This window comes from Haloferax sp. Atlit-12N (genome assembly GCF_003383095.1).
In the GTDB taxonomy this organism is placed as follows: domain Archaea; phylum Halobacteriota; class Halobacteria; order Halobacteriales; family Haloferacaceae; genus Haloferax.
In genome coordinates this window covers 451,525-464,312 of sequence record NZ_PSYW01000002.1, presented here as the reverse complement: position 1 = coordinate 464,312, position 12,788 = coordinate 451,525, and the positions used below count along the sequence as shown (strand labels likewise).

Below are 12,788 nucleotides of genomic sequence, written 5' to 3'. Positions count from 1 at the left end.
CCGCAGCAAGCGGCGTTTCGGGGGATAAGCTTGTTGGAAAATCTCGGGTGTGTGCCCGGCTACCCCGGCTCAGAGCAGCTTCGAGAGGAACTGCTTGCCGCGGTCGGTCTTCGGGTTCTCGAAGAACACCTCGGGCGGCGAGTCCTCGACGACTTTGCCGTCGGCCATGAGGACGATGCGGTCGCCGACCTCGCGGGCGAAGCCCATCTCGTGGGTGACGACGAGCATCGTCATCCCCTCCTCGGCGAGGTCGTGCATCACGTCGAGCACTTCCCCGACGAGCTCGGGGTCGAGCGCGCTCGTAACCTCGTCGAACAGCATCACGTGGGGGTCCATGGCGAGCGCGCGAGCGATGGCGACGCGCTGTTGCTGACCGCCGGACAGTTGGTTCGGATAGGAGTTCGACTGCGCGCCGAGGCCGACGCGGTCGAGCAGTTCGTCGGCGCGGCGCTCGGCGTCTCCTTTCTTGAGCCCCTTCACCTTCGTGGGAGCGAGCGTCACGTTCTCCCGCGCCGTCTTGTGCGGAAAGAGGTTGAAGCTCTGGAACACCATGCCGATGCGCTGGCGCAGGCGGTTGATGTCCGCGTCGGCCGCGGAGATGGACTGGCCTTCGAGTCGAATCTCGCCGCCCTGAATCTCTTCGAGGCGATTCGCACAGCGAAGCAGCGTCGATTTCCCGGAGCCGGACGGTCCGATGATGACGCAGACTTCGCCCTCTTCGACGTTCAGGTCGACGTCTTTCAGGACGTGCGTCTCGCCGAAGTACTTGTCAACCTCGTCGAACTCGAGGAGACTCATCGGCGGTCACCTCCCCAGTCGGCGCGGGCTTCGAGGTGGTTGACGATTTTACCGAGCGGAATCGTAATCATGAGATAGGCGATGGCGACGAGGATAATCGGCGTCCACGGGTCGAACGTGGTCGAGTTGACGTTGCGGAACGCGCTGATGAGTTCCGGGATGGCGATGACTGTCAGGAGCGACGTGTCCTTCACGAGGATGACCTGGTCGTTCCCGATGGCGGCGAGCGCGTTGCGCCACGCCTGCGGGAGGACGACCTCGCGCATGCCCTGCACGTAGGACATCCCGAGCGAACGGGCGGCCTCCATCTGGCCCTCCGGGACGGCGTCGATGCCGCCGCGGACGGCCTCGCCGACGTAGGCGGCGTGGTTGAGCGTCAACCCGATAATGGCCGTGGGGTACTGCCAGTTGGAGATGGGGAACTGCCCCGGCGGCCAGAACGCCGGAATCCCGACGAAGATGACGAGCAACTGGAACAGAAGCGGCGTGCCGCGGAAGAACTCGACGTAGGCGGTCGCGACGGTGTTCGTGAATCTCGTGTTCGACACCCGACCGAGGCCGACGAAGATGCCCGCGGTGACGGACAACAGACTTCCGAGAAGAACGATACCGAGTACCCGCAGGAACGCGTTGACGAACTGCGGATGGATGATTTCGACGAAGAGTTCGAAATCGACCTGCGTGAAGATAATCGCCGCGATGAAGCCGCCGACCGCGAGCGTGAACAGTCCCGCGACAGCCGCTCCCAGTCGTCTGAGCGTTTTGTCGTTCAAAAACTGCTCTTGGTACTCACCGTCTCCGGTGCGTCCCTCGGAGTAGGAATCAGCCATTGGTAGTGTTTCTCACAGTAGTGGGATAAAAACGCGTCCTGGTCGAGTTATCCGGAGAAGTACTCCGAGTAAATCTCGTCGTACGTGCCGTTGTCGCGGATGGTCTGCAGCGCGCCGTTGACCTCCTCGCGCAGGTCGTCGTCGTCCTTCCGGAAGCCGATACCGTACTCCTCGACGGTGAGGGTGAGGTACGGCGGGGCGTTCTCGCTGCCCTGCTCTTCGGCGGCACCAGCGCCTTCGAGGAACCGAACGTTGTCGCTCTGCTCGACGAACTCCGCGTTGACGGTGTTGTCGTTGACGACGGCGCTGACCTGGTTGTTCCGGAGCGCGTCGAACGCGCCGGTCACTTGGTCGTAGCTCTGAATCGTCAGGTCGCCGCCGAACTCCTCTTTGAGGCTGGCCGCGGCGCTCTCGCCGGTCGTCCCCTTCTGGACGCCCACGGTGACGCCCTGGAGGTCCTCCTTCGAGGAGATGTCGCTTTCGTTGAGCACGATGACCGTCTGGTACGCCGTGAAGTACGGGTCCGAGAAGTCAATCTGCTCCGCGCGGTCCTCGGTGATGGTCATCGCGGACATGATGACGCGGAAGTTCCCGTTGTTGAGCGAGGGGATGATGCTGTCGAAGCTCGTCTTCTGGAACTCGTGTTCGTAGCCGAGTTCGTCGGTGAAGACGGCCTGCGCGATGTCGACGTCGAAGCCGACGAGTTCGCCCTCGGTCGTCTCGTACTCGAACGGCCGGTACGGGATGTCCGAACCGATGGTAATCGTCTCGCTACCACTACCGCCGCCGCCGAGACAGCCGGCCAGCGTGAACGCGGCCGCGGCCCCGGCGGAGCCCTTCAGAAAGGTGCGACGTTCCATAACAGCCCTCAGGTAGCACAGCACCGTATAACACTTCTTCGGTCCGTTCGTCAATTCGTTCCGAGATTGACGAAAAATATCCGGGAATTGTGTAGATGGGTGCGATATATCTCCAACCGCGAAACGGAGTCGGACCTGTCGTGGGTCTCGGATTGTCGTACAACTTCTGGCAATACTGTTGTAAATATTGCCGTGATTAGTACGAGTATTGAAGGCTCCTCCGACACGCGGGCGAGCTCCGACGAATCAGGAGCGGCCCGCTCGTCAGTCGGCGTCGTTCGTCGCGCTCGCCTGCGGTACCGGAAGCCCGCCGCGGACGAGGAGCGCCGCGCCGACAACGAGGACGAGCGCGAGGACCGTCCCGCCGAGGTGGGCGAGTTCGAGCGCCGGACCGTACACCTGCCGGCCGGCGATGAGGAGCGCGACGACCACGACGCTCGCGGGCGCGGTGACGAATCTGAGCCGACCGTAGGCGTCCGCTCGCGGGCCGTGGGCGGTGTTCGCCCAGAGGGTGACCGCGAGGAGCGCGGCGTAGGTAGCGAGGCCGACGACGTAGTAGACCGCTTGCGTCGTCGGGCCGAAGGAGACGAACGCGTGGGGCGCGAAGACGAGCATGACGGGCGCGCCGACGAGCGCCAGTCTGACCGCGTCGGCGATGCGGGGGATGCCGCGGTCGACGAGTCCCCACGCGGCGGCGGCGACGACGGCGGTGAAGATGGAGGTCGCGACCACGTAGTGGGCGGTGAGGATGACCCACTCGTACTCGGTGACGGTGAGCGCCCCGAGGACGATTTGGAACGGGAGGATGACCGTGGCGACGACGAGCGCGTAGCGGACGCCTTTCGCGACGCCCTCGCGCCACGCCTGCACGGTCGTCCCGAGGATGAGGAAGCCGGTGAGCATGGCGACGAGGCGGTGGAACCACTCGATGAAGCTGCCCCAGTTGGCCGGGAACAGGCCGAGGAAGCCGTCGCAGAACGGCCAGCGCCCGGCGCAGGTGAGGCCGGCCCCCGAGGCGGCGGTGTACACGCCGAGGACCATCAGGACGCCGGTCATCGCGGCGGCCCCCGCGAGGAGGCGGCGAAGCCGAGGTGTCATACGCGAGGGTCAGGACCGAGCGAACTTATATTTCGTCGGTATGGTCCTCGAAGGCGTCAGCCCGGAACGCAGTCCCACGGCTGGCACCAGTCGGAACCGGCCGGCCCCGGACGACCCGACGGGCTTCGTCCCACTTGTCCGAGCCGTCCCATTCAAGTCCGTTCGGTTGGACGCGCGAACATGGACGAGCGACTCGAATCCCGAGCGGACCGACTCGATGGCTACCTCGACGACAACGGCCTCGAAGCAGTCTGGTTCGCCCGACCGAACTCCTTCGCGTGGCTCCTCGGCGGCGACAACGTCGTCGACCGCGACTCGCCGTTGGGCGTCGCTGCCGCCGGCTACGACGGCGACGAGTTCCACGTCGTGACGGACAACATCGAAGCGACCCGCCTGCTCCACGAGGAAGTGCCCCACGAGGACGTTCGCGTCCACCGCTTCCAGTGGTACGAGGGCTCGCTGGCGTCCGGCGTCGAAGCGGTCTCGCCGACCCCCGCCGCCGCCGACTTCGACGTGCCCGGCTTCGAGGACGTTGACGTCGCGGCCGTCCGCCAGCCGCTTTCCGACGCCGACATCGAAGCCTACCGCGAACTCGGCCGCGACGCGGCGAGCGCCGTCGAGCGGGTCTGCCGCGAACTCGAACCGGGCGATACGGAACACGAGGTCGCCTCCGGCCTGAAAGTCACGCTCAGCGCGATGGGCATCGAAGCGCCGGTTGTCCTCGTCGGCAGCGGGCGGCGAGCCCAGAAGTACCGTCATTACACGCCCAAACAGGAGGAACTCGGCGACTACGCGCTCGTCTCCGTGACGGCCCAGCGTGGCGGCCTCTACGCGAGTTGCACGCGAACCGTCGCGTTCGACGCGCCCGAGTGGCTCGAAACCCGCCACGAGGGGGCGATGCAGGTCGAGACGGAGGCGCTGGCGGCGACCCGAACGGCCGCCGTGGAGGGCGGTACTGCGGGCGACGTGTTCGACGCCATTCGCGACGCCTACGACTCGGTCGGCGAGTCCGAGGAGTGGCTGAACCACCACCAGGGCGGCGCGGCCGGGTTCGCCGGCCGCGAGTGGTTCGCCACGCCCGACGCCGACGACGAGGTCCACGCACCGATGGGCTACGCCTACAACCCGACCATTCAGGGCGCAAAGAGCGAGGGAACCGCGCTCGTCACTGACGAGGGCGTCGAGCCGCTGACCATGACCGGCCGCTGGCCCACCCGGACCGTGACCGACGCCGACGAGACGGTCGAACTCGAACGCCCGGAAATTCTTCACATCGAAACGGAGTAATTTTTCGAGCGCGACGGCGTCGATTCACCGTCCCGACCTCGCCGCCGTCCGGTGAGTGTTCGACTATTGTCGAAGTCAAAATTCGACGTTGTTGAATAGCTTTTTGCCCCCTGCGTGAGGACGTGTGGGTCATGGGACTGGACGACGACTCACGGGAATATCACAGACAAGACCCACCCGGAAAAATCGAGATTGCGACGACGAAGCCGACGAACACCCAACGCGACCTGAGCCTGGCGTACTCGCCGGGCGTGGCCGCGCCGTGTCTCGACATCGCGGAGGACGAAGACGCCGCCTACGAGTACACGGCGAAGGGCAACCTCGTCGGCGTCGTCTCGAACGGCTCCGCCGTCCTCGGGCTGGGGGACATTGGAGCACAGGCGTCGAAGCCGGTGATGGAAGGCAAGGGCGTGCTGTTCAAGCGCTTCGCCGACATCGACGTGTTCGACGTCGAACTCGACATCGCCGACGTGGATGACTTCGTGGCGGCGACGAAGGCGATGGAGCCGACGTTCGGCGGCATCAACTTGGAGGACATCAAGGCCCCGGAGTGTTTCGAAATCGAACGACAGCTCCGGGAACAGATGGATATCCCCGTGTTCCACGACGACCAGCACGGCACGGCCATCATCTCCGGTGCGGCCCTGCTGAACGCCGCCGACATCGTGGACAAAGACCTCGACGACCTCGACATCGTCTTCTCCGGTGCGGGCGCGTCCGCGCTCGCGACGGCGCGGTTCTACGTCTCTCTCGGCGCGAAAAAGGAGAACATCACGATGTGCGACTCCTCGGGCATCATCACCGAGTCGCGCGTCGAGGAAGGCGACGTCAACAAGTACAAAGCCGAGTTCGCCAGGCCGGTCGACGAGGGCTCGCTCTCTGACGCCATGGAGGGTGCGGACGTTCTCGCGGGGCTCTCGGTCGGCGGCATCGTCAGCCAGGAGATGGTGCGGTCGATGGCCGACAATCCGGTTATCTTCGCCATGGCGAACCCGGACCCCGAAATCACCTACGAGGACGCGAAAGAGGCCCGCGAGGACACCGTCATCATGGCGACCGGGCGCTCCGACTACCCGAATCAGGTGAACAACGTCCTCGGGTTCCCCTTCATCTTCCGCGGCGCGCTTGACGTGCGCGCGACCGAAATTAACGAGGCGATGAAGCGCGCGGCCGCCGAGGCGCTCGCCGAACTCGCCCGGCAGGACGTGCCCGACGCGGTCGTCAAGGCCTACGGCGACCATCCGCTGCAGTTCGGTGCCGACTACGTCATTCCCAAGCCGCTGGACCCCCGCGTGCTGTTCGAAGTCGCCCCCGCGGTCGCGCAGGCGGCGATGACCTCCGGCGCGGCTCGCGAGCGCCTCGACATGAACGCGTACCGCGAGCGCCTCGAAGCGCGCCTCGGGAAGTCCCGCGAGATGATGCGCGTCGTCCTCAACAAGGCGAAGTCGAACCCCAAGCGGGTCGCCCTCGCCGAGGGCTCCAACGAGAAGATGATTCGCGCCGCCTACCAGATGCAGGAGGAGGGCATCGCCGAACCCATCCTCGTCGGGAAGACGACGACGATTCTGCGCAAGGCGGAGGAGCTGGGTCTCGACTTCGACCCGACCATCGCCAACCCCCGCGACGGCGAGTGGGACCACTACGTCGAGCGCCTCTACGAGCTTCGACAGCGCAAGGGAATCACGAAGTCCGAGGCGGAAGAACTCGTCCGCCGCGACTCGAACTACTTCGCCAGCGTGATGGTCGAAGTCGGTGACGCGGACGCGATGCTGACGGGGCTGACCCACCACTACCCCTCGGCGCTCCGCCCGCCGCTGCAGATTATCGGCACCGCCGAGGACGCAAACTACGCGGCCGGCGTCTACATGATGACGTTCAAGAACCGCGTGGTCTTCTGCGCCGACACGACGGTCAACCTCGACCCCGACGAGGAGATTCTCGCGGAGATTACGAAGCACACCGCCGAACTCGCCCGCCAGTTCAACATCGAGCCCCGCGCGGCGCTGCTTTCGTACTCCAACTTCGGGAGCGTCACGAACGAGGGGACGCGCAAGCCCCGCGACGCCGCGGCACTCCTGCAGGACGACCCCGACGTGGACTTCCCGGTCGACGGCGAGATGCAGGCCGACACCGCCCTCGTCGAGGACATCCTCGAAGGCACCTACGACTTCGCGGAACTCGACGACCCCGCGAACCTGCTCGTGTTCCCGAACCTCGAAGCCGGGAACATCGGTTACAAACTCCTCCAGCGCCTCGGCGGCGCTGAGGCCATCGGCCCGATGCTCGTCGGCATGGACAAGCCGGTCCACGTCCTCCAGCGCGGCGACGAGGTCAAAGACATCGTCAATCTGGCGGCGACGGCGGTCGTAGACGCGCAGGAAGAGTAACGCACCCGAGCGAAGCGAGGGATTTTTTGGTCCAGCTTTTTTCGGAGAGGTGAGCGGAGCGAACTCGAACCGAAAAAAAGGTGGTCGTTCGACCTGGCGGCGACAGCGGTCGTAGACGCGCAAGAAGAGTAACGCGCAGTCTGTCTTCTGTTTTTCTTCGAATCCCTACTCGAACTCGACCCACGCGACGGCGACGCCAAGCCCGACCGCCGGCGGGGCCGCGTAGAGCGCGAACGTCGTCGAGTCCGGCGGCGAGAAGCACGCGGCGAAGGCGACGAGACAGAGGAGCGACAGCCCTCTCGTCCGACCGGCGAGTCGACGAGAGAGCGCGCCGGCGCGGCGTAACCCGAGCAGAAGCGGGGCGACGGCCGCGCCGCCGCCGACCGCGACCGGGAAGAACAGTTCGAGTTCGAGCGCCGACTGGCGGGAACCGGCCGCGACGCGGCCCCATTCGACCAGCAGGTCAGCGAGCGGCGGCGCGAACTGCCGCGCGGCGACCGTTCCGACGAGGAACCCCGCGGCGGCGAGCGCGAACCACCCCGAGGCGGCGCGGAGGTCGACCGTCGGGTCGCGGTCGGCGAGAAACACGAGCGAGGCGCCGGCGGCGAGAGCGCCGGCGAGCACGCCCAGTTCGAGACGGACGAGGACGGTCGGATCGCCGACACCGACGACAGCTGTCGAAACACCGGGAGTCGGAGAGGCCCCGGCAGTCGGTGAGACACCGGCGGTCGGCGAGAGGAGTCCGGGGTCACGGACGATGGCAAAGACGAACCCGGCCGTCGAGAGGCCGATAGCGACGAGCCGGCGTGCGTGGCGTCTCGCGGTCGCACCGAGTGGCGAGAGCCCGTGTCGCCGGGGGTCGAGCGCATCGACGGTCTCCGTGGAGTCCATACGTCCGGCGTCGTCACTCCGCGTTGTCAACTTTTTGACGGTGAAGTGACCGGCCGCCGGCGGGGCGACGGCGAGTGGGACCGCTCACGCTCGGCGGCCCCGGACGGGCGGGGCGAACGGGTCGTCGGCGACGCCGACGCGGTCAGTCGCTCGCCCGACCCTCGAACCGCGAAGGCGGGAGATAGCTCACGTCCGTGCCGGAGTCCGTCTCGAACTCCGGCGGGTCGGGGAGCACACAGCGGTCGGCGCGCCGGTTGACGTGTTCGTACTCGCCCGGCGCGTTCGCCAGCGGGTGCGCGGGGTTCTCGCGGCTGTCGATTCGCGCGGCGCGAAGCTCACCGAACCCGGCGATGCGGGCTTGAATCCCTCGCCAGTGGTGTTCGCTCCCCGCGGGGACGACGATTCGCTTCGGCGACTTCCAGTCGGGGTGGTCGCCGGCGAGGACCGCGTTGTTGACGTTCGCGGCGAGGTCGTCGTGGTCGACGAGGACGCCGACGCGAGCGCCCGGCGGCGCGCGATTGGCGAGCACGTCCAGTCCGAGGTGAAGTGCGCGATACTCCGAGACGTTGTTGTCCGGCGGCACGTCTGGGAGCGCGATACGGGCGACTCGCTCGCCGTCGCGGGTCTCTATCACCGCACCGAGTCCGCCGCCGTTCGGGCGGTACGACCCGTCCGTCGCGACGTAGAAGTGCCGTTGGTGCGTGCGCGGCGGGTGTGCGATGTGGGGCGTCGGCGACTCGTCGAACAAGTCCCGAAGTGTGGGACGGCCGGTCACGGCCATACAAATCGTTCGGCGATAGTCCCTAATAAACGTACCCCGCGTTCGGGGGATGATGACTCGGGAGCATAACTGTGCACAATATATAGGCAGAACGCTATGCAGGGGCCGAATCACAGGCAATGGATATAAGAACGACCGACGCAATCTACCTTCGATGGCTGATAACAATTCACACATTAGTCGACGGTCGTACATGAAGTTGGCAGGCGGCGCGGCGGCGTCGGCGGCGCTCGCGGGTTGTTCCGGTGGCGGCGGTGAGGAGACTGAGACCACCGAAACGACGACGACCGGCGGCGAGGAGACTGAGACCACCGAAACGACGACGGAGGACAGCGGTTCGTTCGACGTGACCATCACGCAGGGCCAGATGCCCTCCGGTCTCGACCCCCACGACCACCGCGAGACGACGACCGACATCGTCGTCCTCCACGCGTACGAGGGCGTTCTGACCCGCGACGCGGCGGGGTCGGTTCAGACCGCGCTCGCGACGAACTACGAGCGTATCGACGGAGAGAACGCGGTGCGTTTCGAACTCCGAGAGGGCGTCACGTTCCACAACGGCGACGAACTCACCCCCGAAGACGTCGCGTACAGCATCAACCGCGTCGTCGACGAGGAAGTCGGCTTCGCCAGCCCGCAGAGCGACCAACTCGCCGGCGTCGCCGGCGCGGAGGTCATCGAAGGCGAGAACGCCGTCAAGGTCAACAACTCCTCGCTCAACCCCATCGTGTTCTCCGAGTTCGCGACCTACCTCGACGTGATGCAGCAGTCGTGGGTCGAGGACAACGACAAGGCGTACATCGGACAGAACATGAACGGCACCGGGCCGTTCCAGCTCGACTCGTACACCGAAGACGAGGAGGTCGTCCTCACGGCGTACGAGGACTACTGGCAGGACACCGCGGCGGTCGGCACCCTCACCTTCCGCGCGGCGTCCGAGGCCAGCACGCGCGTCAACCAACTCCTGCAGGGCGAGACCGACCTCATCGTCAACGTCCCGCCGCAGGAAGTCCAGCGCGTCACCAACTCCGACAACGCTCGCGTCGCTGCGGCCCCGTCGACCCGCATCATCTACAACGCGATGCGCTACGACGTCGAGCCGTTCGACTCGATGGAGTTCCGGCAGGCGATGAACTACGCCATCGACCTCGAAAGCATCGTCCAGAACGTCCTCGGCGGCTTCGGCGCGCAGACGAGCCAGCCGACGCTCCCCGAGTTCGTCGGCCACAACGCCGACCTCGACCCGTACCCGCACGACCCCGACCAAGCGGAACAACTGGTCGAAGACTCCGGCTACGCCGGCGCGGAAATCGAGCTTCACACGCCGGTCGGGCGCTACCTGAAGGACCTCGAAATCGCGCAGGCGGTCGCGGGCTACATCGACGAGCTACCGAACGTCACGGCGACGGTCCGCCAGCGCGACTTCGGGTCGCTCGTCGACGAACTGCTCGCGGGCAGCATCGAGGCCCGCCCGCCGTGGTTCCTCATCGGCTGGGGCGAGGCGACGTTCGACGGCGGCCTCGTCATGGAGGCGCTTCTCGCCTCCGAGGGGACGCTCACGACGTGGCAAAACGAGGAGTTCGACGCGCTGCTCGAACAGGCCGGCAACCAGTCCGGCGAGGAGCGCGAAGCGACGCTCCAGGAGGCGAACGCGATGGCCCACGAGCAGTGCCCGTGGATCTTCCTGAACCAGCAGTACAGCGTCTACGGCGTCAATGACGCCATCGCCTGGGAGGCCCGCTCCGACGAGCGCATCGACGCGTACGCGATGAGCCAGAAGTAGTCGATGTCGCTGTCGAGGTTCCTCATCAAGCGCTCGCTCCAGGGGCTGCTCGTCATCTGGGGGGTCATCACGGTCGTCTTCGGCCTCCGGTTCATCTCACCGGGGGACCCGGCGAACGTGCTGTTACCGCCCGACGTCGACCCCGAGGTCAGAGCGCAGGTCATCGCCGAACTCGGGCTGAACGAGCCCCTGTACGTGCAGTACTGGCAGTTCATCTCGGGCATCCCGGTCGGCGACCTCGGCCTGTCGCTCGTGACCCGGACGCCGGTCGCGGCGCGCGTCGTCGCGAAACTCCCGGCGACGCTGGAACTCGCCATCGCGGCGACCATCGTCGCCGTCGTCATCGCGATTCCGCTCGGCGTCCTGTCGGCCACGCGACGTCACCAGCCCGCGGATTACGGTGCGACCGTGTTCTCGCTGGTCGGCATCAGCACGCCGAACTTCTGGCTGGGCGTGATGCTCATCCTCGTGCTCGCGGTCCAGTTGAACCTGTTCCCCACGAGCCAGCGTCCCATCGGCCTCGACGGCATTGCGATGCTTCTCGCCGGCGGCGACGTGGGCGCGGCAGTAGACGGCTTCGTGACGTGGCTGTGGCACATCACGCTCCCAGCAATCACGCTCGGGACGTACTTCACCGCGCTCATCACGCGGCTCACCCGCAGCGGGATGCTCGACCAACTCGGACGGACCTACGTCCGCGCGTCGCGGGCGAAGGGACTCCCGGAGACGCTGGTCCGTTACAAGCACGCGCTTCGGAACACGCTCATCCCGGTCATCACCGTTATCGGCCTCCAGCTCGGCACCCTCATCGGCGGGGCCGTCATCACGGAGGCCGTCTTCGCGTGGCCCGGGCTCGGGACGCTCATCATCAACAGCATCAACGCCCGCGACTGGCCGGTCTTACAGGGCTCGCTCATCATCGTCGCGGTCGGGTTCGTCCTCGTGAACATCCTCGTTGACGCCCTGTACGCCTACGTCAACCCGCAGGTGGCCTACGATTAACGCTCTATGATATCGGAACGCACACGCAGAAACCTTCGTCGGGAACTCAGACGGAGTCTCCTCGCGAGGCTCGGCATCGTCGTCGTCGTCCTCATGGTGTCGATGGCCGTCTTCGCCCCGTTTATCTCCCCGTATAGCCCGTCTCAACAGAATCTCGACAACTCCCGACAACCGCCGCTCGGCTTCAGCACCAAAGAGACGAAAGAAGTGACGAAGATGGAAGACGGGAGCGTCGTCATCGAGGACGGTCAGGTCGTCACCGAGACGCAGACCGTCTACACGAACGCGACGGCAGCCCACCCGCTCGGCACCGACGGTAACGGTCGGGACATCCTCTCGCGAATTATCTACGGCGCGAGGACGTCTATCCTGGTCGGGCTGTTCGGCACGTCGCTCGCGGCGCTCATCGGCGTCCTCGTCGGGCTATCAGCGGGGTTCTACCGCGGGCGCGTGGACGACCTGCTGATGCGGAGCGCGGACATCATGCTCGCGTTCCCCTCGCTCGTCCTCGCAATCGCCCTCGTCGGCGTCTGGGGACAGGCACAAGCGCCAATCCCCGACCCGTTCGTCACAACCGGAATCGCCCCGGCGTTCCGCTCGGCGGTCGGGTTACCGACGGGCATGCCCGAGACGGTCGTCCTCCCGGGGACGGTCATCGTCGTCGTCGCGCTCGTCAACTGGGTGTGGTTCGCCCGCGTCGCCCGCGGCGAGGCGCTCTCCATCCGCGAAGAGGAGTACGTGAAGGCCGCGAAGGCCCTCGGCGCGAGCGACGGGCGGACGATGCTCAGACACGTCCTCCCCAACGCCATCACGCCCATCCTCGTGCTGGCGACGATTCAGGTGGCCGCCATCATCCTGCTCGAATCGGCGCTGTCGTTCCTCGGCTTCTCCGGGGCCGACGTGTCGTGGGGCTTCGACATCGCCCTCGGTCGGCAGTACCAGTCCACCGCGTGGTGGATTTCGACGATGCCCGGCCTCGCTATCGTCGTGACGGTCATCGGGCTGAACCTCGTCGGCGACTGGCTCAGAGACGCGCTCGACCCCGGCATCGAAGGGGAGGGGGGCGTCTGA

At 66.2% G+C, this 12,788-nt stretch carries 11 protein-coding genes; 5 read left to right on the top strand and 6 right to left on the bottom strand.

From position 1 onward, the window contains the following. Positions 1–69: 69 nt before the first annotated feature. From C5B90_RS10690 to C5B90_RS10675, 4 genes are all read right to left on the bottom strand, one after another. Positions 70–798, bottom strand: a complete 729-nt coding sequence (locus C5B90_RS10690; RefSeq protein ID WP_115881359.1) for an amino acid ABC transporter ATP-binding protein — start codon at positions 796–798, stop codon at positions 70–72. Then, a complete protein-coding gene (locus C5B90_RS10685; protein ID WP_058566854.1) occupies positions 795–1,628 on the bottom strand; it encodes an amino acid ABC transporter permease in 834 nt (277 codons plus the stop codon). Before C5B90_RS10685 ends, C5B90_RS10690 begins: the two co-directional genes overlap by 4 nt. Before the next feature lie 47 nt (positions 1,629–1,675). Further along, complete coding sequence (locus C5B90_RS10680) at positions 1,676–2,488, bottom strand: basic amino acid ABC transporter substrate-binding protein (RefSeq protein WP_115881357.1); 813 nt, start codon at positions 2,486–2,488, stop codon at positions 1,676–1,678. 264 nt (positions 2,489–2,752) lie between these two features. Further along, a complete protein-coding gene (locus C5B90_RS10675) occupies positions 2,753–3,544 on the bottom strand; it encodes a COX15/CtaA family protein (protein WP_199517505.1) in 792 nt (263 codons plus the stop codon). A 222-nt stretch (positions 3,545–3,766) separates the two neighbouring features. Between C5B90_RS10675 and C5B90_RS10670 the strand changes: the two genes are divergently transcribed. Next, positions 3,767–4,873, top strand: a complete 1,107-nt coding sequence (locus C5B90_RS10670) for a Xaa-Pro peptidase family protein (RefSeq protein ID WP_115881353.1) — start codon at positions 3,767–3,769, stop codon at positions 4,871–4,873. A 131-nt stretch (positions 4,874–5,004) separates the two neighbouring features. Then, positions 5,005–7,260, top strand: coding sequence for an NADP-dependent malic enzyme (locus tag C5B90_RS10665; protein WP_115881351.1), 2,256 nt, complete (start codon positions 5,005–5,007; stop codon positions 7,258–7,260). Positions 7,261–7,425: 165 nt separating this feature from the next. On the opposite strand, the gene C5B90_RS10660 is transcribed toward C5B90_RS10665, so the two are convergent. Both C5B90_RS10660 and C5B90_RS10655 read right to left on the bottom strand, forming a co-directional pair. Beyond that, a complete protein-coding gene (locus C5B90_RS10660) occupies positions 7,426–8,151 on the bottom strand; it encodes a hypothetical protein (protein WP_115881349.1) in 726 nt (241 codons plus the stop codon). Positions 8,152–8,293: 142 nt separating this feature from the next. Next, complete coding sequence (locus C5B90_RS10655; RefSeq protein WP_058566860.1) at positions 8,294–8,932, bottom strand: hypothetical protein; 639 nt, start codon at positions 8,930–8,932, stop codon at positions 8,294–8,296. Positions 8,933–9,131: 199 nt separating this feature from the next. Between C5B90_RS10655 and C5B90_RS10650 the strand changes: the two genes are divergently transcribed. Genes C5B90_RS10650 through C5B90_RS10640 form a run of 3 tightly spaced genes read left to right on the top strand, consistent with a single transcriptional unit; the run spans position 9,132 to position 12,788 of the window. Next, positions 9,132–10,715 (top strand): ABC transporter substrate-binding protein, encoded by a 1,584-nt coding sequence (locus C5B90_RS10650; protein ID WP_233512024.1) that lies wholly within the window; start codon positions 9,132–9,134, stop codon positions 10,713–10,715. A 3-nt stretch (positions 10,716–10,718) separates the two neighbouring features. After that, on the top strand, positions 10,719–11,717 hold the full coding sequence (locus C5B90_RS10645) for an ABC transporter permease (protein WP_115881345.1): 999 nt from the start codon (positions 10,719–10,721) through the stop codon (positions 11,715–11,717). 6 nt (positions 11,718–11,723) lie between these two features. Continuing rightward, positions 11,724–12,788 (top strand): ABC transporter permease, encoded by a 1,065-nt coding sequence (locus C5B90_RS10640; RefSeq protein ID WP_115881343.1) that lies wholly within the window; start codon positions 11,724–11,726, stop codon positions 12,786–12,788.